We start from the raw sequence: 23164 nt of genomic DNA, 5'->3' as shown, positions 1-23164 counted from the left end.
CGGCGGATCGCCCTGTCGTAAAAATCACGGCTGATCGGCCTGCCACGGAACGGGGTCTCGACAGGCTCGACAGACGGTTACCGGTCAGACCTTGCGCAGCAGTACCTTGGAGACGGCGTGCGTGGGGTCTTTGCGCAGTACCAGGGTCGCGCGCGACCGGGTAGGGCGTATGTTCTGCAGCAGGTTGGGCTGGTTGATGCTGGTCCAGATGCTGCGTGCCTTGCCGCGCGCTTCGTCTTCGGTGAGCGCCGCGTAGCGGTGGAAGAACGAGTTGGGGTTGGCAAATGCCCCGCGCTGCAGCTTGAGAAATCGTTCCTCGTACCAGCGGGCAATGTCCTGGGTGCGAGCATCCACATAGATGGTGAAGTCGAACAGGTCGCTGACCGAGAGACCATGCCCAGGGGTGGGAGGCTGCAGCACGTTGAGGCCCTCGACGATGAGAATGTCGGGTTGTCGCACCACGATCTGTGCGTCGGGAACGATGTCGTAGCTCAGGTGCGAGTAGAACGGTGACCGCGCCTCCGGGGCGCCGCTCTTGACCGCGCTGACGAACCGCAGTAACGCACGCCGGTCGTAGGACTCCGGAAATCCTTTGCGTTCCATCAGGCCGCGGCGATTGAGTTCGGCATTGGGAAACAGAAAGCCGTCGGTAGTGACCAGTTCCACCCGGGGGGTGTCGTCCCAACGGGCGAGCATCTCGCGCAGCAGTCGGGCGGTCGTCGACTTGCCCACCGCAACCGAGCCGGCCACGCCGATCACAAACGGGGTAGGACGAGCGCGTTGCCCGAGAAATCCGCTGGTTGCGCGGTGCAGGGTGCGGGCATTCGCCGCGTAGAGGTTGAGCAGGCGACTGAGCGGAAGGTAGACATCCGTCACCTCGTTGATATCGAGCGGCTCGCCGATGCCGCGCAACTGCACGATCTCGGTCTCTTTGAGCGGCCGCAGAGTGGTCGGCGCGAGGGCAGCCCAGTCCGCTCGGTCGAGCTCTACAAAAGGGGTACCGTGACCATTCGCTACAGGGGCCAGCACCAGATCGGACATTCCCCCAAGCTTAGTCCGACTAAAATCGATCTCTATGTGCGGAATCGTAGGTTATGTCGGAAGCAATAAGACCGTTGACGTTCTCATGGGAGGACTCGGACGGCTGGAATATCGTGGGTACGATTCCGCGGGTATCGCCGTGATCGACGAATTCGGGGTGCTCAACACGGCTAAGAAGGCCGGCAAGCTGTCGGCCCTGACCAAGGAGCTCAAAGCCCACCCCATCAACGACGGCACCACCGGAATCGGTCACACCCGCTGGGCCACCCACGGCGGTCCCAACGACGAAAACGCGCACCCGCATCTCGGCGACAACAACAAGCTCGCCCTCATCCACAACGGCATCATCGAAAACTTCGCCGAGCTGCGGGGCGAACTGCTCGCCGAAGGCTTCACCTTTCTGAGTGAGACCGACACTGAGGTCGCCGCGGTGCTCCTCGGCCGTGAATACCAGCGCGTCGGCGATCTGGCCGAGGCCTTCCGCACCATCGTGGCACGCCTCGACGGAGCGTTCACGCTGCTCGCCGTGCACCAGGACCAGCCCGGCATCGTCGTCGGAGCCCGCCGCAACTCGCCGCTCGTCATCGGTCTCGGCGAGGGCGAGAACTTTCTCGGCTCCGACGTTGCGGCGTTCGTCGAATACACCCGTCGCGCCGTCGCCATCGGGCAAGACCAGATCGTCACCATCACAGCGGATGCCGTCACCGTCACCGACTTCGACGGTCACCCCGTCGAAACCGAAGAGTTCGACATTGCCTGGGATGCCTCCGCCAGTGAAAAAGGAGGCTGGACCAGCTTCATGGCGAAGGAAGTCTCCGAGCAGCCTGATGCCGTCGCCAACACTCTTCGCGGGCGCATCACCGCCGAACAGGTGGTCGTTCCCGAACTGACCGAATTCGGCGACGACGTGCTCGCTGGCGTCCGTCGTATCGTGATCATCGCCTGCGGAACTGCGGCCTACGCTGCCCAGACAGCCAAGTACGCCATTGAAAAGTGGGCGCAGGTACCGGTGGACGTCGAACTCAGCCACGAGTTCCGCTATCGCGACCCGGTACTCAGCGAAGACACCCTGGTGATCTCGATCAGTCAGTCCGGCGAGACCATGGACACGCTCATGGCCGTCAAATACGCCATGTCGCTCGGCGCCAAGGCCATCTCCATCTGCAACACGCAGGGCGCGACCATCCCACGTGAAAGTGACGCGGTGATTTACACCCACGCCGGGCCCGAGGTTGCCGTGGCGTCGACCAAGGCCTTCGTGGCCCAGATCACCGCCCTCTACCTGTTCGCCCTGCACCTCGCCCGGGTGCGCGGGAGCCTGAGTGCTGCCGAGCAGGCCGCACAGGTTGCCGAACTGCAGGCCATGCCGGAGAAGATCCAGACCGTTCTCGGCGTTGAAGACGAGGTGCGCCAGCTGGCGCGCTGGATGAGCGATACCCGCGCGGTACTGTTCCTCGGCCGCCACGTCGGCTTTCCGATCGCGCTCGAGGGGGCGCTCAAGCTCAAGGAGCTCGCCTACATCCACGCCGAAGGCTTCGCCGCCGGTGAACTCAAGCACGGCCCGATCGCCCTGATCGAGCCCGGCCAGCCGGTTTTCGTCGTCGTGCCGAGCCCGCGCGGCTCAGCCCATTTGCATCCGAAGGTCGTCTCCAACATTCAGGAGATCCGGGCCCGCGGCGCTCGCATCATCGTCATCGCCGAGGTCGGAGACGCCGCGGTACTGCCGTTTGCCGACACCGTCATTCACATTCCCCTCGCGGCGCCGCTGTTCGAGCCGCTACTGGCTGTGGTGCCGCTGCAGATGTTCGCCATGGAGCTAGCTATAGCCAAGGGTCTCGACGTCGACCAGCCGCGCAACCTCGCAAAGTCCGTCACGGTCGAGTAGTGCCAGTCGAGGTGGCACGATGATCAAGGGCATCGGGGTTGACGTGGTCGACCTGGCGCGGTTCGCACGTCAGGTCGCGCGCACGCCGCGCCTGGTGCCGCGGTTGTTCACGGAAAACGAACGCGGTCTGCCGGTGCACTCTTTAGCAGCGCGTTTCGCCGCCAAGGAAGCCCTGATCAAGGCCCTCGGTGACAGTGGGGGCGCTACCTGGCACGAGATGGAAATTGTGAATGACCCGCACGGCAATCCGGAATTCCAACTCAGCGGGGCGGCCCAGGCTGCGCTCACCGAGCGTGGCATCACGCGGGTGCACGTCACCATGACGCACGACGCGGGCGTGGCTTGCGCCTTCGTCGTCGCCGAGGGGGAGCAGTGACCGGTTTTCGCGAGGCCGTGGTCGACCTCGCCGCCATTCGCCACAACATGGCCCACCTGCGCGCTGTCGCCGGCACCGCGCACGTTATGGCGGTCGTCAAAGCCAACGCCTACGGGCATGGTGCTGTGCCGGTGGCGCGTGCTGCCCTCGCGGGCGGGGCCGACTGGCTCGGCGTCGCCGACATCGACGAGGCCCTGGTTCTGCGTGACGCCGGAATCGATGCACCGATTCTCGCCTGGCTGCACGACCCCGACGCCGATTTCAGCGCCGCGATCGACGACGACGTCACGCTCGGTCTCTCCTCAGCGCAACAGGTGCAACAGGTAGCGGATGCCGCGGCGGAACTCGGCCAGAGCGCATCCGTTCATCTGAAACTGGAAACCGGCCTCAACCGGAACGGCGTGCACGAGAACGACTGGGCCGAGGTCTTCGCGCTCGCCGCTGCGCTCGAAAGGGTCGGGCTGCTGCGCGTCGACGGTGTCATGAGCCACCTTGCCAATGCGTCGGCGTTCGATGACCAGCAGGCGCTCGAATGCTTCGAACGCGGTGTCGCTGCCGCCCGCGCGGCCGGGCTGACCCCCACGCTCGTGCATCTTGCATCGTCCGCAGCGGCACTGCGGCTGCCGGCTGCTCGCTTCACCATGGTGCGATTCGGCATCACTATCTACGGGCTGTCGCCCTTTGACGATGCAACCTCGGCCGATCTCGGCTTGATTCCGGCCATGACCCTGCGCGGACGGGTAGCCCTGGTGCGCCGGGTCAGTGCCGGCGCCGGAGTCTCGTACGACTATCTGTGGCGCGCACCGCAGGATTCCACGCTCGTGCTCGTGCCGCTCGGCTATGCCGACGGCATTCCCCGGCAGGCCTCGGGGGCGGCGCTCGTGCACATTCACAGCGCGAACTACCCGCTGGTCGGACGGGTGGCGATGGACCAGTTTGTCGTGAACCTCGGCTCCGAAAACCCGGGCGTGGCTGTCGGCGACGAGGTTGTACTGTTCGGCGACCCGGCCACGGGCGCGCCGAGTGCCACCGACTGGGCCGACGCCGCCGGCACGATCAACTATGAGATCGTCACGCGAATCGGGCCCCGGGTGACGCGGCGACACATCAATGGCTGAGCTGCACCGCACGATTGCGAATGCGGCGGCGATGCACCGGTTCGGGGTGGATCTCGCCGCTACCCTGCTGGCCGGTGACCTCATCGTACTCACCGGACCGCTTGGGGCGGGCAAGACCACGCTGACGCGCGGCCTCGGCGAGGGGCTGCAGGTGCGTGGAGCCGTGACCAGCCCTACTTTCGTGCTCGCTCGCACACACCCCAGTCTCGTGGGCGGGCCGCCGTTCGTACACGTCGACGCGTACCGCCTCGGCAGCGCCATGGAACTCGACGACCTCGATATCGACTTCGCCCGCTCGATCGTCGTGGTCGAGTGGGGCCGCGGCCTGCTCGATGGCATCACCGAATCCTGGCTGGACATCGAGATCGAGCGGCCGCAGGGCCGCGCGCTCGGGACGTCGGAAACGGATGCTGCAGCATCCGTTCTCGACCTGGATCACGACTTGGATGAGCCGCGTACCGTGACCCTGGCCGGTCACGGCCCCCGCTGGGACCGTCTGGCGTTGGTCTAGCGTGTCTGCTGGTACCCGCTGTCGGCGACGTCGCCGTTGAACACTCAAACACAGGGAACTCTTACTCAATGACTCTTCTTGAAGGCGCGATCATTCTGGTCGCCGGGATTGCCGCTGGCATCATCAACGTGGTCGCCGGCGCGGGGACTTTGATCACTTTTCCTACGCTGCTAGCCCTGGGCGTGCCGCCGATCACCGCGAACGTGTCGAACACCGTTGGCCTGGTTCCCGGGTCGGTCGCGGGTGCCTACGGTTACCGGCGGGAACTCAAGTCACAGTGGCGACCGGTGGCCTGGATGGCCGTGTTTTCGGCTGTCGGTGGGGTGACCGGCGGTTTGCTGCTGCTGATCCTGCCGGAGGAGGCCTTCTCGGTGGTCGTTCCGTACCTCCTGCTGTTGGCCGCCATGCTTTCGGCGGTGCAGCCCAAAGTGGCACGGTACGTTCGGCGCAAAGCGCCCGAAGGCGCCACCACCGACACCCGCCCGATCACCTTCGGTTTGGTACTCGGTATTCTCGGTACGGGTGTGTACGGTGGATATTTCGGAGCGGCCCAGGGCGTGGTGCTCCTTGCCCTGTTGGGAATCCTCTGGTCCACCGATATACACCGGGCAAACGGAGCCAAGAACGTTCTGGCGGGCATGGCCAACCTCGTGTCGGCGATCATTTTCATCTCGAGCGGAACCGTGGACTGGGTGATCGTTCTGTTGATCGGCGTGGGGTCAGCCTTCGGCGGCTGGATCGGCGCCCGCATCGGTCGGCGCCTCTCGGCCCCGGTGTTGCGCACGATCCTCGTCGTCGTTGCACTAACGGCCGCCACCGTGCTTTTTCTGACCTGATCACACCAGCGCCCGCCGCGCAAAACGCTCGCCCCATCAAAGCTAGGCTGAACGAGTGCTACTCGCCATTGATACCTCTGCTGGCACGAGCGTTGCCGTCGTCGACCTCACCCGGGGTGTGATCGCCGAACGCGGCGAGGCCGACACGATGCGCCACGCCGAAATCGTCGGCCCGTTCATTCTCGAGTGTCTGCGGGAAGCGGATATCGCGCCCGCTGCACTCTCCGGCGTGGTCGGCGGTATGGGCCCCGGACCCTTCACCGGTCTGCGCGTCGGCATCGCCTCGGCCCGTGTCTTCGCGCTCGGAGCCGGCAAACCGCTCGTGCCGGTCATCAGCCACGATGCCATCGCCTACGGCCACTACCGTCGTGGACACAGTGGACCGCTCGTCGTCGTGACCGACGCCCGCCGCCGCGAAATCTACTGGAGCGCCTATTCCCAAGCGGATGCCGTGGGTCTGCCGGTGCGCGTCGGTGTGCCCGGCCTCGCCAAACCGGCCGAACTCGACGACCCGACCTGGTTGCACGCGCTGTGGCCCCGAATCGACGCCGCCACGGTGGCGGCTGGAGATCTCGGACTCGTGGCCGAGCTGAGCTTCGCCCACCACCGCCCTTTCGCGGCCAATGCGCCGCTGTACTTGCGCTCACCCGATGTCACGTTGTCGAACGGCCCCAAGCGGGTCAGCCGATGACTTGGCAGCTGCGCCGCGCGCACGAAGTCGACCTGGTTGCCATCATGCACCTCGAGACGACCATTTTTGAAAACGATGCCTGGTCGGCGCCCATGATGCTGCGCGATCTCGGAGACCCGGCCTGCTACTACCTCGTGGCTTTCCCGCCGGATTCCCCGGGCACGATCGAAGCCTACGCCGGACTGCTCGCTCCCCAAGGTGCCACAGAAGGCGACATCCAGACCATCGCCGTCGCCGACTCGGCCCGCGGTCACGGACTCGGCCGTGCACTCATGGAGGCGCTCATCAGCGAAGCTCGCAAACGCGGCGCCCGGCTGATCTTTCTCGAGGTTCGCGCCGATAATCCGGGTGCCCAGCGCCTGTACGCGCGCCTCGGATTCCTTGACGTGGGGGTGCGCCGCGGTTATTACCAGCCAGACAACGTCGACGCCATCGTCATGCGCCTGAATATACCCGAATTGGAATCAATGCTAGTAGCCGTGGAGATCCCGTGACGATTATGAACCGCACCGATCCCCTCGTGCTCGGCATCGAAACCTCCTGCGACGAAACCGGCATCGGCATCGTGCGCGGAACCACCCTGCTGTCCAATACCATCGCGAGCTCGATGGACGAGCACGCCCGCTATGGCGGCGTCGTGCCGGAGATCGCGGCCCGCGCGCACCTCGATGAACTGGTGCCGGCCATCAACGCGGCTATCGCTGAGGCCGGCATCCGCCTGCACGATCTTGATGCCATCGCCGTCACCTGCGGGCCCGGACTCTCCGGCGCCCTGATGGTCGGTGTCGGCGCTGCGAAGGCGCTCGCCGTTGCGCTCGACAAGCCGATCTACGCGGTCAACCACTTGGTCGGCCACGTCGGGGCCGACCTGCTGCATCGTTCCATTCACACCAGCATGACCGACACCAGCGACGCAGTCCCGCTCGAGTACCCGACGATCGCGCTGCTGGTCTCCGGCGGGCATACCTCGCTGCTGCTGGTGCGCGACCTGGTCAGCGACGTCGAACTGCTCGGCGAGACCATTGACGATGCCGCTGGCGAAGCCTTCGACAAGGTGGCCCGGCTGCTCTCGCTGCCCTATCCCGGCGGACCGCAGATCGACCGAGTCGCCGCTGACGGTAACCCGAAGGCCATTCGCTTTCCGCGCGGTCTCAGCCAGCCCAAGGACATGGCCGCGCACCGCTACGATTTCTCCTTTTCGGGGCTGAAAACCTCGGTCGCCCGCTTCGTGGAACAGCGTCAGGATGCCGGCGAACCGGTGCCAGCAGCCGATGTTGCGGCGAGTTTTCGCGAGGCGGTCGTCGACATTCTGCTCACCAAGGCTCTCGCTGCCTGCGCCGACTACGGCGTGCCGCGGCTGCTGCTCGGCGGCGGTGTCATCGCTAACCAGCGGCTGCGCCAAGTAGCCACCGAAAGAACGGATGCCGCCGGCATCGCCTTGCGCATCCCGCCCCTCTCTCTGTGCACCGACAACGGCGCCATGATTGCAGCCCTGGGCGCGCAGCTCATCATGGCTGGAAGCGAACCTTCAACGCTGGAATTCGGCGCCGACTCTACCCTGCCGGTCGACCAGATTCAGGTCTGATCTGCCCCGGAAGTCACCGACTCGCAGGCTCACGCGATATTCTGGTCGAGCGACCCTGAATTTTTGAGCACAGAGGAGACCGCAGATGTCTGATCCCACCCAGCCCCCCGCCAATCCGACGAGCAACGACCCGACGCGCTCCAGGCCGACCGATCCCAGCGCACCCCCCGCTTACGAAACTCCGGCCGCTCCGGCCTATCCGGCGGCGCCAAGCTACCCGGCAACGGAAGGTCAGGAAGCGCCGGGATATGGCCAGGCTCCGGTTTACGGTCAGCCGCCGGCCTACGGCCAGAATCCGTACGGCCAGCAGAACCCGCAGGACAAGTACAACGTTCTGTCGATCATCTCGCTCGTTACCTCGATCCTCCTCGTCTCGGTCGTCGGTATCGTCACCGGCCACATCGCCCTGAGCCAGATCAAGAAAACCGGCGAAAAGGGACGCGGGCTTGCTCTCTGGGGAACCATCCTCGGCTACGTCGGACTGCTCGGCGGCACCATTTTCACCATCATCACGATCGCTTTCGTGATTGCCGCAGCCTCCACGGGCGCGGGTTATTACAGATAGCGACGCAGCAGTGGCCCCGTGCGGGGCCGCTCGGCACGTTTCGACCGACCACGGGTTGATCCCAGCGTTCCGTTGCTCGCGGTTCGCGGCCAGAGGACACCCATGACGACACACCACCAGCACGATGACGCCTCGGCGCAGCTGGGCTACACGCGTGCTCCCGCGCCGCCTGGCAGCCAGCTCGACTGGGCGTCCACCGTGACCGCTCCCACCGAGTTCGTGCCGTACATCTACACCGAGGCGGAGGTAGAGCGCATCACCGGCCGCCGCCGGCTCTCGATCGCCGCCGTGGGTTGTGGCGTGGCCGGGCTCGGCCTGGGAGTGATCGGTGTGTTCGGCCTGCCGCCAGCGCTCATCGCGATCACCCTCGCGCTGATCGCGCGCACCACCGAGAACCGGGCGCGTACTCTCTGGCTCAGCGGTCTCGTCAGCGGTCTCGTTGGCGTTCTACTCGCGGCCGGCTGGATCGTCTTTATCAGTCACACCGTGCTGCCCCTGCTCTAGGGCGGTCCGTACCGAGCTTGAAAATTCGCTCGAATACGCGTACCCGCCGAGAATTTTCGCAGTTGGGCAGCAAGCTCGCCAGCTAGCGCACACGCTCCACGAGCAGCGCAACGCGCTGCCCGGCTGCCCGCGTCAGAATCAAGGTCGCTGACTCGGGCCCCTTGAGCTTGAGTCGGGTGCGCAACGTCGCCGGATCCACGTCGACGCCGCGTTTTTTGATCTCGAGGGTACCGATCCGTCGATGAAACAGCGCCAACCGCAGCTTCTTTTCGTCGAAGGGCAGAGTCTCGAGCACCCGGAACGCGCTCGCGAACGGTGTTGGAGTGAGCCTGTCGTTGGTCAGGTAGGCGATGCCCTCGCTCAACATATGCGCGTCCAGCGAGCGGGCTAGATCACCGATCAGCCGCGCCCGAATCACCGCGCCATCGGGTTCATATACGTAATTTCCCAGGCTGCCCGCTTCGACGTCTGCACTGTCTTCGGGGGCAGTCAGTTCGTGCGTGCCGTCGTGAGTCAAGAGCAGAGCCGATCGACGGATGCCGGTGCGTGCGAGCGCGCCAAACCACAGCCCCATTTCCACCAGCTGGCCATCCACCGACACCCACTGGGCCTCGGCGTCGACAGGAATCCGGTCGCGGTCGTGACCGGGGCCGAGCTTCATCCCGAGCGGCAAGCGGGTGGCCAGCAGGTACGCGAAGTCGAGTGAGGGGGAGTAGTCCTCGGAGCGGGTCAGCCGCGTCGTGTTGCTGTGTCCACTCGTGCGGCGGGCTGGGTCGAGCCAGACCGCGTCGAAGTCACCCAGGTCGAACGTCTCCGCGTCGGCCTGCAGGGCAGAAGCGTTGGGAAACGGTGCAAGGTTGAAGCTCGCGACGGTCGCCGTGACCTCGTCGGCGTCGATGGCGACGACCGAAACGTCCAGGGCCGCGAGTGCCATAGCGTCGCCGCCGATGCCGCAGCCGAGGTCGGCGACCCGCGGCGGGCGGCCCAAGGCTGTGCTGAGCCCGGCGAACCGACCGGCGTGCAGCGCGGCGACTCGCAATCGTGTCGCTTGCTCCAGGCCAGCCTCCGTGAACAGCATCCGTTCGGCGAATTCACCGAACTTGACGGTGGCCTTCGCCCGAAGCCGGGACTGGTTGAGCACGGCCGACACGACGTCGGATGGGTGTCCGGCCTTGCGCAGATCGCTCACAAGCTTCAGCACGTCGCCATGGCTGTCATACGGCGGCAGGGAGTCCAGCAGTCGCAAACTCGCGGGGGAAAGCAGGTCAACGAGTTCGGTTCGATCCATGCTGCAACGTTAGCAAAATGACCCCCCATCTGGCACTCACGTTGCGTGAGTGCCAGAACCCCCCTAAACTTCACTTGGCACTCTCGCTGGGAGTCTGCTAACCCAAATCTTAGAAAGAGGTCAACCGTGTCGGTCTCCATCAAGCCGCTCGAGGATCGCATCGTCATCAAGCAGGTCGACGCCGAGCAGACCACCGCATCAGGTCTGGTCATTCCTGACACCGCGAAGGAAAAGCCCCAGGAGGGCGAAGTTGTTGCAGTCGGCCCCGGCCGCATTGACGACAACGGCAACCGCGTCCCCCTCGACATCGCCGTCGGCGACAAGGTGATCTACTCCAAGTACGGCGGAACCGAGGTCAAGTTCGGTGGCGATGACCTGCTGGTTCTCTCCGCTCGCGACGTGCTCGCCGTCGTCGTACGCTAAGTAGTTCTCTTCGCTCCTAGTCTCTAGACTGAAACTCCCGAATAGCATTGCTGTTCGGGAGTTTTTTGTTTGTGCACTTTTGTTCCGCAGGAGAAGACCATGACGGATGCTGCCGCATCGCACCGCACGACAGCCCATTCCACGTACCGTACCGGCCTTGTCTTCGGTGGTCTCTCCTATGCCCTCTGGGGTGCGCTGCCGCTCTATTTTCTGCTACTCGCGCCCTCCGGCGCGTTTGAAATCGTGGCCTGGCGGGTGCTGTTCTCGCTCGTCTTCTGCGCTCTGATCATCACGGTCACCCGCACCTGGACGGTGCTCGGGCGGGCCCTGCGGCAGCGGCGCCTGGTGTGGACCATGGGCCTGGCCGGGGTGTTCATTTTCATCAACTGGCAGACCTACGTGATCGCCGCGACCACCGGACACGTCGTCGAAGCGGCCTTGGGCTACTTCATCAATCCGATCGTGACCGTGTTGCTCGGCGTTTTCGTGCTGCGGGAAAATTTGCGCCGGCTGCAGTGGGTGGCCATCGTGGTCAGCTGTGTCGCCGTCGTCGTTCTCGCCGTCGGATACGGTTCCCTGCCGTGGATCTCGCTCATTCTCGCATTTTCCTTCGGGCTGTACGGTCTGATCAAAAAGCGCGTCGGTCCGAGTGTGGATGCCGTCACCGGTCTCACCCTGGAGACCGCGTGGCTGGCCCCGGTCGCCGTCGTGCAACTCGTTGTCGTCTCGGGACTCTCCGGAATCACCTTCGGCACGGTGTCGCCCTGGCACACGGCGAGCCTGCTCGCGGCCGGGATCATCACCGCGGTGCCGCTGCTGCTGTTCGCTGCGGCCGCTCGGCGGCTGCCGTTGACCGTGCTCGGGCTCATTCAATTCGTGGCGCCGGTGCTCCAGTTCCTCGTGGGCGTGGTCATTCTGAACGAGGCAATGCCCTTCGAACGCTGGGTCGGCTTCGGACTGGTGTGGGTGGCCCTGATCATTTTGATGGTTGACATGGTGGCGTCCGGTCGCAGTCCTCGGCGTAGCATCCGTGAAGTCGCCTAGCTCCAAAGAACGGGCCGGCCAGCCGATACGTTGAACCGTCAGCTCGCACGCGTCAGGCCAGTTCAGTTCATTTCATTTCATTTCAGTACTTGAGGATTCACATGCCCCATCGCCCCACGATCGCCGTAGTTTTTCTGCTCGCCCTGGCCCTGACTGGCTGTACTGGCGCGCCGGCGGCCACGTCGACCACAATTCCAATTCCGGTCGTCAGCACCAGCCCGACCGGCGACGGCACGCTGAGCATCGGCACGCTGTTTCCCATGACCGGTGATAATGCTGCGAGCGGCGCGGCCCAGGTAGCCGGCACCGAAATCGCCGTGCGCGATATCCTCGCCGACCAGACCACTCCCACCCACCCCGTGCAGCTCATTCACCGCGACTCCTATGGCGACCTCGCCGCCGCCTACGCGGACCTTGCGGCGCGCGGCGTCGACCTGGTGCTGTGGGACGCAACGACAGCGCTGCCAGCGGATGTTGACAGTTTTGCTGGCAACACGACCATCGTGGCCCTCATCGACTTTGCCAACGGGGGAACCCCCCTTGCCGCTGACGAGGAGTTCACTGCCCGGCTGAAGACCGCCGACCCAGGGCTGACGGCCACGGCTGGCGGCGCGGAAGCCTATGACGGGGTCATCACGGCAGCCCTGGCCGCGGTCATCACCGCAGACGATGGTGGCGCCTCGCTCGAAGCGGGCTGGCCCCGGGTGGTTTCGGGAACCGCCGTGTGCACATCCTGGGGAGAGTGTGTTTTTGCCCTGACGGAGAACCAGGTCATCGATTATCAAGGGATGACCGGCCGCCGTTCGTAACGATTTGGTCGCTTTACCAAGTTCTCCTATGAAGGGGTAGGTTTCCGGGCCATTGATTGCCTACTCTGACACCACGGCAGTCAATCGGCTGACCAGTCTTACCCCTTTTATCAATCAAGGAGCAACATGAGCGTTTTCGCGAAGGCCTCGGCCTCCCGCTCAGTTCATACCCTCGTTACCGGTGTCGCCCTCATCGGCGTGAGCGCCCTCTTGCTCACCGGCTGCAGCAATGGTGCTGCTACGGCGCCCGCAGAATCAGCAGCTCCCACTGCGGATTCTGCTGCAGACTTCCAGCCGGTCCAGGCTGGTGATCGCGATCTTTCCCTGAAGATCGGCACTATCCTCCCGCAGAGTGGTGGACTGGCCTTCCTCGGCCCGCCCGAAGAAGCGGGCGTTCAGCTGGCCATCAACGACATCAACGAGGCTGGCCTCGGCATCAACATTGATGCGATCTTCCGCGACTCGGGCGACACCACGACCGATACCGCCACCGTCTCCGTGACCGACCTGTTGTCGCAGGACGTCTCGGCCATCGTTGGTGCAGCCTCATCGGGTGTGTCCAAGACCGTGATCGACCAGATCACCGGTGCCGGCGTCGTGCAGTTCTCCCCGGCCAACACCTCGGACGCGTTCACCACGTACGCCGATAACGATCTGTACTGGCGTACGGCGCCCTCCGATGTGCTGCAGGGTGAAGTGCTGGGCAACCTGATTGCTGAAGACGGAAACGCCACTCTTGGCCTCATCGTACTGAACGATGCCTACGGAACCGGTCTGGCCAAGTACGTCAGTGATGCATTCACCGCCGGCGGCGGCGAGGTCGTCGCGACGGCCTTGTTCAACGAGGGCGACCCGAACTTCACCGCTCAGATCGCCGAGGTCACGGCTCAGGATCCCGACGCGATTGCCCTGATCACGTTCGACCAGGCCAAGGTCATCGTTCCCGACCTGGTCGCCACGGGCTTCGCGGGCGACAAGCTGTACCTCGTCGACGGAAACGTCTCCGACTACAGCACCGACTTCGCGGCCGGCCTCATCGAAGGTGCCCAGGGCACGTTGCCGGGCCTCGATACCGCATCGCTCGGTGACTTCACCAAGCGCCTGCTCGAAATCGACCCGAAGCTAACCGACTTCAGCTACGCCGCCGAGTCGTATGACGCCGTCGTTCTGATCGCCCTGGCCGCCTACGCGGGCCAGGACGTGTCGGGCAAGTCGATTGCGAGCTATCTGCGTCAGGTCTCCGGTGGAACCGGCGATGGCACCAAGGTCACCGATTTCAAGACCGCTGCTGCAGCGCTCCAGGCCGGTGAGCAGGTCGACTATGACGGCTTCTCCGGTCCGATCACGTTTGATGAGAACGGCGACCCCACCGGTGCAACCATCGGCATCTACAAGTTCGATGCAGAAAACAAGTACTCCCGCACCAACTAGCTCGACTGCCTGACCTGAAGGGCCCCGGCTTCTGCCGGGGCCCTTCTCCATGCGGCCGGGCGTCACCATGCCAGTACGAGACATGTGCCGGAATCTCTGCCAAAAACCCTCGCCAGGCTATAAGCAACAGGCCCTAGACCGGTTCCCCCGACGTGCGGGCGGCGGTGACGCTTGCTCCGGTCGCTTCCTCTTCGCGCTGCTCGTGATGCGGCGCCGTTCCGGAGAGCCGCAGCGTCGCCAGGAAGCCGAGCACGAGAAACCCGGCCGCGGCGAAGGCCGAGTACCGGGTACCGTCGCTGAAGGCCTCCCGCGCGGCATCCGCCACAGCCGGGCTCTGCGCCTCGAGAGCCGGGATCGCGGAGCCGGCACTGTTCACGACCGCGTCGACGATCTGCGTCTGGGTCTGGGCCGAAAAGCCCGGCACGGAGGACAACTTCGCGTCGAGCGATGCGCCGACCGCGGTGAACAGCACCGTGCCGAGCACCGCGATTCCGAGCGCGGACCCGATCTGTCGGGCGGTGCTGGAGGTGCCGGAGCCCTGGCCGCTCTGCGACACAGGGACGTCCTTGAGCACCACGCCGGTCAGCTGCGCGGTGGCCAGGCCGACGCCGATCCCGTAGACGAACAGGAACGGCACGACCGTTAGCCAGGTGGCTTCCGCGGTGATGACGATGCCGAGCCCGGTGACACCGATGATCTCCGCGATGATGCCCATGCGCACGATCGCCTCCGGCGAGGTCTTGTTGCCGAACGCGCCCGACAGCCCGCTGGCCAGGAACGAGCCCACCGCGAGGGCGAGCAGCACGAAACCGGTCTGCAGGGCGTCATAGCCGAGCACGTTCTGCAACCAGAGCGGCAGCGAGAGGATGATGCCGAATTCGCCGAGCGACACGATCATGGCGGCGATGTTGCCGTTACGGAACGAGGGGATCGCGAACAGGGAGAAGGCGAGCAGGGTGCTTTGGCCGGCCCGTTGCCGGTAGCGGCCCCAGGAGACGAAGGCGATCCCGCAAACGATGGTGAGCAGGAAGACGAACGGGATAACCGACCATGAGTACGGCCAGGTCCAGTCGCCGATCGTCGGGGCGTTGTTGGTGCGCCACCAGCCGTAGGTGCGGCCCTCGATCAGCCCGAAGACAAGCGAGGCGCTGGTGATGACCGAGAGGATGGCGCCAACCACGTCGACGCGGCGAGGCTCCCCGGCATCCCGGGATTCGAGCACGAAGACCAGCACACCGATGATGATGACGATGCCGAGGGGCACGTTGATGCCGAACGCCCAGCGCCAGGAGAAGTAGGTGGTGAGCCAGCCGCCGAGCAGCGGGCCGACGGCCACCATGCCACCGATGGTCGAGCCCCAGATCGCGAACGCGATGCCGCGGTCCCGGCCACGGAAGGTGGCGTTGATGATCGACAGGGTGGTCGGCAGCACCATCGCGCCGCCGACGCCCTGGATCAGCCGGGCCAGGATCAGCAGGTCGCCCGACTGGGAGAACGCGGCGAAGACGGATGCCGTGGCGAAGACGATCACGCCGAGTATCAGGAGGCGGCGGCGCCCGAAGCGGTCAGCGAGCGTGCCGAACACGAGTAGGAGCGCGGCAAAGACGAGCGTGTAGCTCTCCTGCACCCACTGCACCTGGGTCGACGTGATGCCCAGGTCATCCACGATCGAGGGGATGGCGACGTTGATGATCGTGGAGTCGACAATGATCAGGGCGATCGCGACGCTGATGAAGACGAGGCCGGCCCAGCGGCGGCGGGCCGAGGGGGCCGAGGGGGCGGTGGGGGCGGTGCTGGTCATGCGGGTACCAGTCCTCGCGTTGACGAGGGGGAGGAGCTTCGGATGCGAATGGTGATGGTGACGGTGAGAATGACAACCACCGCGACGAGGGCCGCGATCGCGGCCGGGGCGGAGAGAAGGGGGCCTGTGAGACGGGCAACGGCGATCCAGGCGAGTCCCCAGCAGAGGGACGCGGAGGGGGCGAGCCGGCCACGCCCGGAGAGGGCGATCAGCACGCCGACCACACCGGCCACCGCGATCACCCCGACTGCCCAGACGTCCGGGCTGATGCCGAAGCCGCCGAAGCCGCCGAAGCCGCCGGCGACGAGCACGGCCGTCACGTTCGCCGCGGTGGCGATGCTGACCCAGCCCAGGTACAGGCCGATCGTGCCGTCGGCGACGATCGTCTCGACCAGGTTCTTCGGTCGCGAGGCGAGGGTGAGCTGGAACGCCCGGACGAGCACGGCCAGAAGCAGCACGATCACGGGAACGCTGAGTGCGAGCAGGTCGAATTGGATGCTGAGGATCCAGGCCGCGTTCAGGACCAGTGACGCGGCGACCGGGTAGCCGAGGCTGCGTTGCCGGGCATCCGTTGTCTGCGCCGGCAGGAACTGCCAGATGGCGTAGGCGATGAGACCGAGGTAGATCAGCGTCCAGATGCCAAATGCCGGGCCGGCGGGGGCGATCGGGGTCGCATCGGCGGCCAGGGCTCCGCCCGATGCGTTCTGGATCGGGGTTCCGCCGGCGGCGCCCGAACCGATGAACGATCCCGCGATGGCCAGGATCGCACTGACCAGCACCACGGTCTGGCGCAGACGATCGCTGCTCAGTTTCATCTCAGTCTCCTACTAGTCAGCTAGCTGATTAGTTGACGCTAGCACTAGATTAGGGGCATGACTACACCTGATCCGGAACCCCCAGCGGAGCAGCAGCCGAGACCGGCGCCCGTGCAGGAGTCCATGGCCTGCTGGCCGACCGGACGCCTGCTTTCGACCGCCGCGCGGCTGGTCGAACACGCCTGGGTGGAGGCGCTGGGCCAGCTGGGACTCACCCACGCCGGCATGATCGCACTGCACCTGCTCGGCCCGGGGCCGCTCAGCCAGACCGAACTCGCACATGCCGCCCGCGTGCAAACGCAGACCATGTCCCGCACCCTCGAACGACTCGAGCGCGAGGGCTACGTCGAGCGCACCCGGGATGAGCACGACGCCCGGCGGCACTCCGTGGTCAGAACGGATGCCGGCGCCGCCGTCTGGGAGAAGTCCCGCACGCTCGAGGCCGACCTCTTTCCCGAGCTCGAGAACGTGGACGCGATGCGTGACGCGCTGCTCACGATCATCTCCGCCTCCTCAGCTCGCCGCTGGTGACCCGGGCCATCCAACACTTGGCAACCCCTCCAAAGAGTGTCTCCTAACGGCTCCAACCAGATCGTGACGGCGCGGTGGACGTCTCCGCCCGAACCCCGACTCCACCGGTTAGAAGACTCGCCCTAGTCCTGCCCGAGGGTTCCCAGGTACAGGCCGATCACCTTGGGGTCGTTCAAAAGCTCACGTCCGGTGCCGGTGTACGCATCCCGGCCCTGATCGAGCACGTAGCCGCGGTCGCAGATCTGCAGGCAACGACGTGCGTTCTGCTCGACCATGATCGTGGTCACGCCGGCCTTGTTGATCTCCTTCACTCGCAGGAATGCTTCGTCCTGGCGCACCGGGGAGAGGCCGGCGCTCGGCTCGTCGAGCAGCAGCACGTGCGGACCCATCATGAGCGCACGGCTCATGGCGACCATCTGGCGTTCCCCACCCGAGAGCGATCCCGCGCGCTGGGACATGCGCTTACGAAGCTCGGGAAAGATCTCGGTGACGAATTCGAGCCGTTCGACGAGCCCCTTGGGCTTTTGAAATATGCCCATTTCAAGGTTTTCGCGAATGGTCAGGGTGGGAAACACGTTGTTGTTCTGTGGCACGAAACCGACGCCCTGCGCGACCAGCTTGTTGGCCTTGAGGTTCGTGATGTTGTTGCCGCGTAGCAGAATTTCGCCGTCGCGCACCTTGACCTGGCCGAAGATCGACTTGAGCAGCGTCGACTTGCCGGCGCCGTTCGGGCCGATGATGCCGATGAGCTCACCGTCGTAGGCGGTGAGTGAACAGGAGTTGAGAATGTTCACACCGGTCACGTAACCGGCGGTGACGTTCTTGACCTCGACGACAGCGTCGCGGGTCTCGGTTGGAGCCGGCACGGCCAGCGGGTTAGCGTTCGTCATCGAGCAACTCCTTTATGGCTGACACGTGCTCGGTCTCGGCATCGGGGTCTACCCCAATGTCTTCGTCGTGGTGCTGCCCCAGGTAGGCGTCGATCACGGCCGGATTCTGCATGACCTCGTGGGGGTCTCCCTCCGCGACAACCTTGCCCTCGGCCATCACGATCACCCAGTCGGCGATGTGGCGCACCATGTGCATGTCGTGCTCGACGAACAGTACGGTCATGCCCTGGGACTTGAGGTTGAGAATGTGATCGAGCAGGGACTGGGTCAGTGCGGGGTTGACCCCGGCCATCGGTTCGTCGAGCATCACCAGAGTCGGGTCGCTCATGAGCGCCCGAGCCATTTCAAGCAGCTTGCGCTGCCCGCCGGAGAGGCTCGCCGCATAGTCGTTTTTCTTGGTGTCGAGCTTGAACCTGGTGAGCAGGTCGAGCGCTTTCGCCCGGTTCTCCTCCTCCTGGTTGCGCCAGAGGAACGGCATCAGGGCCCGGAACATGTTCTCGCCGGTCTGACCCTTGGCGCCGAGGAGCATGTTGTCCATGACGGTCAGCAGCCCGAGGGCTTTGGTGAGTTGGAATGTGCGAATCTGCCCCATGCGGGCGACCTTATACGCGGGAACACCGGCGAGGGAACGGCCGTCAAAGGTCCACTTGCCGCCGTCGGGCTTGTCGAAACCGGTCAGCAAGTTGAACAGGGTCGTCTTGCCGGCGCCGTTCGGGCCGATCAGCGCGGTGATCGCGCCGCGCGGAACCTCGACGTGGGCGACGTCGACGGCGGTGAGGCCGCCGAAGGTACGCCGCACGTTATCGACGACGAGAATTGGATCGACCTTCGCGCAGCCTGGTGCGGCCTCGCCGATGTGCAGGCCGGTCGTTTTGACCGGCTTCTTGGTGGGAACGGGCGGCTCCAGCGGAGCCGCCGCCTGAGGAACAGCGTTAGCGGACAAAAGCCAACTCCTTTTTATTGCCGAAGATGCCTTGCGGTCTGAAGATGACTATCAACATGATTGCCACTCCGACGAGGATGAAGCGCAGTTGGCCGCCTTGGATAGACGTCATGAACGGCAACCAGCCCGCTTCCACAGCCCGGGCGACGAAGCCAGAGAAGAATGACAACAGCACCCAGAAGATCATCGAACCGATGATCGGACCGAGCACTGTCGCGGCACCGCCGAGCAAAAGAATGGCGTAGATGAAAAAGGTCAGCGTGGTCTGATAGTTCGACGGAACAACCGCCCGCGGCAGGGCAAAGATCATTCCGGCGATAGTGCCCAGTACGCCACCGAAAATAAGGGATTGCATTTTGTAGGCGTAGACGTTCTTACCGAGGGCGCGTACGGCGTCTTCGTCTTCCCGGATGCCCTTGATGACGCGGCCCCAGGGGCTCCGCATGATCTGCCAGACCAGCAACGCCGCAAGAATCACGATGGACCAGGCCACGATCCGCAGCCAGGTGTCATAGGCGTTATTCGTGAAAGGGCCGAAACCGTAGGTGCCGTCGGCGAGCGGGTTGAGGGCCGCGAACTCGTTCTTGTAGCCACTCAGCCCGTTGGCCGACCCCGTGACGGAGGCGTAGGTGTTCGTCGTGAACAATAGCCGCACAATCTCGGCGGCAGCAATTGTGACGATCGCGAGGTAGTCGGCGCGCAGTCGCAGCGTTGGAATCCCCAAAATCAACGCAAAGATGACGGACGCGCCGACGCCGACCAGAAAGGCGCCCCAGACGGGAAACCCGAAGGTCAGAATCGAGATCGCGTAGCCGTAGGCTCCGAGAGCCATGAACCCGGCCTGGCCGAAGTTCAGCAGGCCGGTGTAACCGAAGTGCACGGCGAGCCCGAGGGCGGCGAGTGCGTAGGCGGCAGTGGTCGGGCTGATCAGCTCGACGGCTGCGTTGCTAAAGATTGCTCCCCAGTCCATGTGAACCCCTAACCAATTCTTTCTTTACGACCCAAAATGCCTTGCGGTCGAAACAGCAATACCAGGATCAAAATAACAAGGGCGCCGACGACTTTCATGTCGGACGGAAGCCAGAGCGTCGATAGCTCAACGAAAAGCCCGACGATGAGGGAACCGACGAGGGCTCCAAAGGCCGTACCGAGACCGCCGAGGGTCACCGCGGCGAAGACGAGAAGCAGCATCTGGAATCCCATGTCCCAGCTGACGCCTGGGCGAAAGTAGGCCCACAAGACGCCGCTGAGCCCGGCCAGCGCGGCTCCGACCACCCAGACGATGCGAATGACGTTATCGACGTCAATACCGCTCGCCGAGGCCAGGCTCGGGTTATCAGAGACGGCGCGAGTGGCTTTGCCGATGCGGGTGCGCAGTAAAAAGAAAGCCACGGCGAGCAGCACCACGATGCTGATGCCCATACTGGCCAGGTCAATCGGAGACAACGAGATTGGACCGAACTTCAGGTCGGTCATTCCGGCCCCGGGGAGCTGACTCGTGCTGCCGCCGAAAAAATACTGGTACAGGTAGCGCAGGGCGAGCGACAGGCCGATGCTCACGATCATGAGGGGGATCACGGCCACGCCCTTGCGGCGCAGCGGTTTCCAGATCACAGTGTCGAGGCCGTACCCCAGCACGCCGCTGAGCGCGATGGCGATCAGAATGGCGAGCCAGATCGGTAGCCCGAGGTTGACCGAGAAGACCAGGGTCATCAGGGCGCCAAAGGTGATCATCTCGGCGTGCGCGAAGTTGCTCAGGCCGGTGGTGCCGAAGATCAGCGACACCCCGATCGCCGCGAGCGCGAGCAGCAGGCCGAAGTTTAAACCGTTCACGAACCGGTTAACGAACTGATCGAAGAAACTTACCGTGTTGCGGGTGCCTTCACCGAGGAAGAAGTTGACCGATTTACGGTCGGTCAGGCCGAATTCCGTATCGATAACGTTACCTCCCTTGGCGACGACGACGCCCTTCGGCAGGGTTTCCTCGTCGAGGGTGACCTCGTAGGTGCCCTTCTCGGGAACGCCGATCGCCCACTTGCCGGCGGCATCCGTCACGGTGTCGGCTGTGTAGCCGTTGCCGTCGACGGCGATGGCCACACCGTCAAGGGCTTCACCGTTGAACTTCACGTTGCCCGAGAGAGTGAAGTCGTACTCGGTGCCTACCTCGTCGGCGTGCGCACTGGCCGCCGAGAACGTAGCCATGGACAGGGCTGCGAGGAGTGTTACGAACAGAATGACAAGCATTCTGGGTAGGTATCTCTGAGCCGTAAGAGTGGACTTCACGGGACCTCCATGTTGGTGCCGACCGGTGGCTGACCGAGCGGGCGCCGGACAAGTACAGCCAACGTCGTTGGTGTTGTAAGTGCCGATTATGTCCTAATTTTTTCGAAAGTTCGCACCAGTTCACGATTCGTGGGCGGAATGTGATGAGCGCAAACACGCTTAACATTGAAGAACCCGTTAAATCATGCGATTTGGCGGACAATTTTCTGTTTTCAGCTAGAGGTAAGGGGTTACATGGATCAGCCAGATCCGTTCGGATTCACCGGGCTCACCTACGACGACGTGCTGCTCCTGCCGGGGCACACCGACGTCATTCCCAGCGAAGCGGTCACCAAATCCCGCTTGACCCGACGAATCGACGTGTCGCTGCCGCTGCTCTCCAGCGCCATGGACACGGTCACCGAAACGCGCATGGCGATCGCCATGGCCCGCGAGGGCGGCTTGGGAATCCTGCACCGCAACCTCTCAATCGAGGACCAGGCCGAACAGGTCGACCTGGTCAAGCGCAGCGAATCCGGAATGATCACCAACCCGGTCACGACGTCGCCCGACGCCACTGTGGCCGAGGTCGACGCCCTGTGCGGCCAGTTCCGCGTGAGCGGGCTGCCCGTTATTGACGGCGATGGAATTCTGGTGGGCATCATCACCAACCGGGACATGCGTTTCGTGCCGTACGCCCGGAAGGCGTTCACCCGGGTGAGCGAGGTCATGACGAGGTCCCCGCTGATCACCGGCAAGGTCGGAATGGCTCCCGAAGACGCCCTGGCGATCTTCGCGAAACACAAGATCGAAAAGCTCCCCCTGATCGACGCCAACGGCAAGCTCACCGGCCTGATCACCGTGAAGGACTTCGACAAGAGCGAGGAATATCCCCTCGCCACCAAGGACGATGCAGGACGCCTCCGCGTCGGCGCGGCCATCGGCTTCTTCGGTGACGCCTGGCAGCGCGCGACCGCACTGCTCGAATCCGGGGTGGACGTGCTCGTGGTAGACACCGCCAACGGTGACAGCGCCGGCGTGCTCGACATCATTCGACGCCTGAAGGCCGACAAAGCCTTTGCCGATGTCGATGTGATCGGCGGGAACGTGGCCACCCGGTCCGGTGCCCAGGCGCTCATTGACGCGGGCGCTGACGCGATCAAGGTGGGCGTTGGCCCCGGCTCAATTTGCACCACGCGCATCGTGGCCGGGGTGGGTGTACCCCAGATCACCGCCGTCTACCAGGCCTCGCTGGCCGCGCGGGAAACCGGTATTCCGGTCATCGCCGACGGCGGGCTGCAGTACTCCGGTGACATCGCCAAGGCTCTCGTGGCCGGCGCTGACACCGTCATGCTCGGTTCTCTGCTCGCCGGCTGCACCGAAAGCCCCGGGGAACTCGTCTTCGTCAACGGCAAGCAGTTCAAGACCTACCGCGGTATGGGATCGCTCGGAGCGCTGCAGACCCGCGGCACGAAGACGTCCTATTCCAAAGACCGGTACTTTCAGAACGACGTTCCCAGTGACGAAAAACTCATTCCCGAGGGCATCGAGGGTCAGGTTCCATTCCGCGGCCCCCTCGCCGCCGTGGCCTACCAGCTGGTCGGTGGCCTGCGGCAGTCCATGTTCTATGTGGGAGCCCGCACCATCGCCGAGCTCAAGCAAAAGGGCAAGTTCGTGCGTATCACGCCCGCCGGACTCAAGGAATCGCACCCGCACGACGTGCAGATCGTGGTTGAAGCCCCGAACTACCGTCGGTAGCGCTTTTCGGTTCGTCGCCCCTGCCTCTGAATCGGGTGGGGGCGGCGGCATCCGCTC

The 23164-nt window shown here is 64.5% G+C and carries 24 protein-coding genes; 16 read left to right on the top strand and 8 right to left on the bottom strand.

Features of this window, described 5'->3' with window-relative positions:
- Positions 1-84: 84 nt before the first annotated feature.
- The gene (gene coaA / locus E3T27_RS11800) at positions 85-1041 is read right to left on the bottom strand and encodes a type I pantothenate kinase (protein ID WP_104198442.1); all 957 of its coding nucleotides are present in this window, start codon (positions 1039-1041) and stop codon (positions 85-87) included.
- 34 nt (positions 1042-1075) lie between these two features.
- On the opposite strand from coaA, the gene glmS reads away from it, so the two are divergent.
- From glmS to E3T27_RS11750, 10 genes are all read left to right on the top strand, one after another.
- Complete coding sequence (gene glmS / locus E3T27_RS11795; RefSeq protein ID WP_134546174.1) at positions 1076-2926, top strand: glutamine--fructose-6-phosphate transaminase (isomerizing); 1851 nt, start codon at positions 1076-1078, stop codon at positions 2924-2926.
- 19 nt (positions 2927-2945) lie between these two features.
- Positions 2946-3302 carry a holo-ACP synthase gene (locus tag E3T27_RS11790; protein WP_104198440.1) on the top strand — a complete coding sequence of 119 codons (357 nt, stop codon included), beginning with the start codon at positions 2946-2948 and terminating at the stop codon, positions 3300-3302.
- A 47-nt stretch (positions 3303-3349) separates the two neighbouring features.
- Positions 3350-4420 carry an alanine racemase gene (gene alr / locus E3T27_RS11785; RefSeq protein WP_134573044.1) on the top strand — a complete coding sequence of 357 codons (1071 nt, stop codon included), beginning with the start codon at positions 3350-3352 and terminating at the stop codon, positions 4418-4420.
- Positions 4413-4931, top strand: a complete 519-nt coding sequence (gene tsaE, locus E3T27_RS11780) for a tRNA (adenosine(37)-N6)-threonylcarbamoyltransferase complex ATPase subunit type 1 TsaE (protein WP_134572941.1) — start codon at positions 4413-4415, stop codon at positions 4929-4931. Before alr ends, tsaE begins: the two co-directional genes overlap by 8 nt.
- Positions 4932-4999: 68 nt before the next feature.
- Positions 5000-5767 carry a sulfite exporter TauE/SafE family protein gene (locus tag E3T27_RS11775; RefSeq protein WP_134572939.1) on the top strand — a complete coding sequence of 256 codons (768 nt, stop codon included), beginning with the start codon at positions 5000-5002 and terminating at the stop codon, positions 5765-5767.
- Between the two features lie 55 nt (positions 5768-5822).
- On the top strand, positions 5823-6458 hold the full coding sequence (tsaB, locus tag E3T27_RS11770; RefSeq protein WP_104200429.1) for a tRNA (adenosine(37)-N6)-threonylcarbamoyltransferase complex dimerization subunit type 1 TsaB: 636 nt from the start codon (positions 5823-5825) through the stop codon (positions 6456-6458).
- Positions 6455-6952, top strand: a complete 498-nt coding sequence (rimI, locus tag E3T27_RS11765; RefSeq protein WP_134572937.1) for a ribosomal protein S18-alanine N-acetyltransferase — start codon at positions 6455-6457, stop codon at positions 6950-6952. The genes tsaB and rimI overlap by 4 nt, the downstream gene beginning before the upstream one ends.
- Positions 6953-6957: 5 nt before the next feature.
- Positions 6958-8043 (top strand): tRNA (adenosine(37)-N6)-threonylcarbamoyltransferase complex transferase subunit TsaD, encoded by a 1086-nt coding sequence (gene tsaD / locus E3T27_RS11760; protein ID WP_174722214.1) that lies wholly within the window; start codon positions 6958-6960, stop codon positions 8041-8043.
- 85 nt (positions 8044-8128) lie between these two features.
- A complete protein-coding gene (locus E3T27_RS11755) occupies positions 8129-8608 on the top strand; it encodes a DUF4190 domain-containing protein (RefSeq protein ID WP_134572935.1) in 480 nt (159 codons plus the stop codon).
- 102 nt (positions 8609-8710) lie between these two features.
- The gene (locus tag E3T27_RS11750) at positions 8711-9112 is read left to right on the top strand and encodes a hypothetical protein (RefSeq protein WP_134572933.1); all 402 of its coding nucleotides are present in this window, start codon (positions 8711-8713) and stop codon (positions 9110-9112) included.
- Positions 9113-9194: 82 nt separating this feature from the next.
- Here the strand turns inward: E3T27_RS11750 and E3T27_RS11745 are convergent, their stop codons facing one another.
- The gene (locus E3T27_RS11745) at positions 9195-10400 is read right to left on the bottom strand and encodes a class I SAM-dependent methyltransferase (protein ID WP_134572931.1); all 1206 of its coding nucleotides are present in this window, start codon (positions 10398-10400) and stop codon (positions 9195-9197) included.
- A 126-nt stretch (positions 10401-10526) separates the two neighbouring features.
- Here E3T27_RS11745 and groES point away from each other — a divergent pair, with 126 nt between their 5' ends.
- The 4 genes from groES (at position 10527) to E3T27_RS11725 (ending at position 14107) form a co-directional block, all read left to right on the top strand.
- Positions 10527-10823, top strand: a complete 297-nt coding sequence (gene groES / locus E3T27_RS11740) for a co-chaperone GroES (RefSeq protein WP_092107311.1) — start codon at positions 10527-10529, stop codon at positions 10821-10823.
- A 99-nt stretch (positions 10824-10922) separates the two neighbouring features.
- Positions 10923-11867: an EamA family transporter RarD gene (gene rarD / locus E3T27_RS11735; protein ID WP_134572929.1), complete on the top strand. Its 945-nt coding sequence runs from the start codon at positions 10923-10925 to the stop codon at positions 11865-11867.
- 101 nt (positions 11868-11968) lie between these two features.
- On the top strand, positions 11969-12676 hold the full coding sequence (locus E3T27_RS11730) for a hypothetical protein (protein ID WP_134572927.1): 708 nt from the start codon (positions 11969-11971) through the stop codon (positions 12674-12676).
- 126 nt (positions 12677-12802) lie between these two features.
- The gene (locus E3T27_RS11725; protein ID WP_134572925.1) at positions 12803-14107 is read left to right on the top strand and encodes an ABC transporter substrate-binding protein; all 1305 of its coding nucleotides are present in this window, start codon (positions 12803-12805) and stop codon (positions 14105-14107) included.
- 133 nt (positions 14108-14240) lie between these two features.
- Here E3T27_RS11725 and E3T27_RS11720 read toward each other — a convergent pair whose 3' ends face one another.
- Positions 14241-15908, bottom strand: coding sequence for an MFS transporter (locus E3T27_RS11720; protein WP_134572923.1), 1668 nt, complete (start codon positions 15906-15908; stop codon positions 14241-14243).
- Positions 15905-16723 carry a tryptophan-rich sensory protein gene (locus tag E3T27_RS11715; protein WP_134572921.1) on the bottom strand — a complete coding sequence of 273 codons (819 nt, stop codon included), beginning with the start codon at positions 16721-16723 and terminating at the stop codon, positions 15905-15907. Before E3T27_RS11715 ends, E3T27_RS11720 begins: the two co-directional genes overlap by 4 nt.
- A gap of 57 nt (positions 16724-16780) precedes the next feature.
- Here E3T27_RS11715 and E3T27_RS11710 point away from each other — a divergent pair, with 57 nt between their 5' ends.
- Positions 16781-17254, top strand: coding sequence for a MarR family winged helix-turn-helix transcriptional regulator (locus E3T27_RS11710; protein ID WP_241992230.1), 474 nt, complete (start codon positions 16781-16783; stop codon positions 17252-17254).
- 122 nt (positions 17255-17376) lie between these two features.
- On the opposite strand, the gene E3T27_RS11705 is transcribed toward E3T27_RS11710, so the two are convergent.
- From E3T27_RS11705 to E3T27_RS11690, 4 genes are read right to left on the bottom strand one after another with little or no spacing between them, the layout of a single operon-like run.
- On the bottom strand, positions 17377-18144 hold the full coding sequence (locus E3T27_RS11705; RefSeq protein WP_104127893.1) for an ABC transporter ATP-binding protein: 768 nt from the start codon (positions 18142-18144) through the stop codon (positions 17377-17379).
- Complete coding sequence (locus E3T27_RS11700; protein WP_174722213.1) at positions 18131-19051, bottom strand: ABC transporter ATP-binding protein; 921 nt, start codon at positions 19049-19051, stop codon at positions 18131-18133. Before E3T27_RS11700 ends, E3T27_RS11705 begins: the two co-directional genes overlap by 14 nt.
- A gap of 25 nt (positions 19052-19076) precedes the next feature.
- On the bottom strand, positions 19077-20057 hold the full coding sequence (locus E3T27_RS11695) for a branched-chain amino acid ABC transporter permease (RefSeq protein ID WP_104198424.1): 981 nt from the start codon (positions 20055-20057) through the stop codon (positions 19077-19079).
- An 8-nt stretch (positions 20058-20065) separates the two neighbouring features.
- Complete coding sequence (locus E3T27_RS11690) at positions 20066-21331, bottom strand: branched-chain amino acid ABC transporter permease (RefSeq protein WP_134572919.1); 1266 nt, start codon at positions 21329-21331, stop codon at positions 20066-20068.
- A gap of 273 nt (positions 21332-21604) precedes the next feature.
- Here E3T27_RS11690 and guaB point away from each other — a divergent pair, with 273 nt between their 5' ends.
- On the top strand, positions 21605-23107 hold the full coding sequence (gene guaB, locus E3T27_RS11685) for an IMP dehydrogenase (RefSeq protein WP_134572917.1): 1503 nt from the start codon (positions 21605-21607) through the stop codon (positions 23105-23107).
- Positions 23108-23164 lie beyond the last annotated feature (57 nt).

The sequence above is a fragment of the Cryobacterium lyxosi genome, assembly GCF_004403345.1.
Taxonomy (GTDB): domain Bacteria; phylum Actinomycetota; class Actinomycetes; order Actinomycetales; family Microbacteriaceae; genus Cryobacterium; species Cryobacterium lyxosi.
This window is presented reverse-complemented; position numbering and strand designations above follow the sequence as displayed.

Excerpts from the sequence above, each read along its gene's own strand:
- coaA (WP_104198442.1), bottom strand. The coding sequence starts at position 1,041 with ATGTCCGATCTGGTGCTGGCCCCTGTAGCGAATGGTCACGGTACCCCT.
- glmS (WP_134546174.1), top strand. The coding sequence starts at position 1,076 with ATGTGCGGAATCGTAGGTTATGTCGGAAGCAATAAGACCGTTGACGTT.
- E3T27_RS11790 (WP_104198440.1), top strand. The coding sequence starts at position 2,946 with ATGATCAAGGGCATCGGGGTTGACGTGGTCGACCTGGCGCGGTTCGCA.
- alr (WP_134573044.1), top strand. The coding sequence starts at position 3,350 with ATGGCCCACCTGCGCGCTGTCGCCGGCACCGCGCACGTTATGGCGGTC.
- tsaE (WP_134572941.1), top strand. The coding sequence starts at position 4,413 with ATGGCTGAGCTGCACCGCACGATTGCGAATGCGGCGGCGATGCACCGG.
- E3T27_RS11775 (WP_134572939.1), top strand. The coding sequence starts at position 5,000 with ATGACTCTTCTTGAAGGCGCGATCATTCTGGTCGCCGGGATTGCCGCT.
- rimI (WP_134572937.1), top strand. The coding sequence starts at position 6,455 with ATGACTTGGCAGCTGCGCCGCGCGCACGAAGTCGACCTGGTTGCCATC.
- tsaD (WP_174722214.1), top strand. The coding sequence starts at position 6,958 with ATGAACCGCACCGATCCCCTCGTGCTCGGCATCGAAACCTCCTGCGAC.
- E3T27_RS11755 (WP_134572935.1), top strand. The coding sequence starts at position 8,129 with ATGTCTGATCCCACCCAGCCCCCCGCCAATCCGACGAGCAACGACCCG.
- E3T27_RS11750 (WP_134572933.1), top strand. The coding sequence starts at position 8,711 with ATGACGACACACCACCAGCACGATGACGCCTCGGCGCAGCTGGGCTAC.
- E3T27_RS11745 (WP_134572931.1), bottom strand. The coding sequence starts at position 10,400 with ATGGATCGAACCGAACTCGTTGACCTGCTTTCCCCCGCGAGTTTGCGA.
- rarD (WP_134572929.1), top strand. The coding sequence starts at position 10,923 with ATGACGGATGCTGCCGCATCGCACCGCACGACAGCCCATTCCACGTAC.
- E3T27_RS11730 (WP_134572927.1), top strand. The coding sequence starts at position 11,969 with ATGCCCCATCGCCCCACGATCGCCGTAGTTTTTCTGCTCGCCCTGGCC.
- E3T27_RS11725 (WP_134572925.1), top strand. The coding sequence starts at position 12,803 with ATGAGCGTTTTCGCGAAGGCCTCGGCCTCCCGCTCAGTTCATACCCTC.
- E3T27_RS11720 (WP_134572923.1), bottom strand. The coding sequence starts at position 15,908 with ATGACCAGCACCGCCCCCACCGCCCCCTCGGCCCCCTCGGCCCGCCGC.
- E3T27_RS11715 (WP_134572921.1), bottom strand. The coding sequence starts at position 16,723 with ATGAAACTGAGCAGCGATCGTCTGCGCCAGACCGTGGTGCTGGTCAGT.
- E3T27_RS11710 (WP_241992230.1), top strand. The coding sequence starts at position 16,781 with ATGACTACACCTGATCCGGAACCCCCAGCGGAGCAGCAGCCGAGACCG.
- E3T27_RS11705 (WP_104127893.1), bottom strand. The coding sequence starts at position 18,144 with ATGACGAACGCTAACCCGCTGGCCGTGCCGGCTCCAACCGAGACCCGC.
- E3T27_RS11695 (WP_104198424.1), bottom strand. The coding sequence starts at position 20,057 with ATGGACTGGGGAGCAATCTTTAGCAACGCAGCCGTCGAGCTGATCAGC.
- E3T27_RS11690 (WP_134572919.1), bottom strand. The coding sequence starts at position 21,331 with ATGCTTGTCATTCTGTTCGTAACACTCCTCGCAGCCCTGTCCATGGCT.
- guaB (WP_134572917.1), top strand. The coding sequence starts at position 21,605 with ATGGATCAGCCAGATCCGTTCGGATTCACCGGGCTCACCTACGACGAC.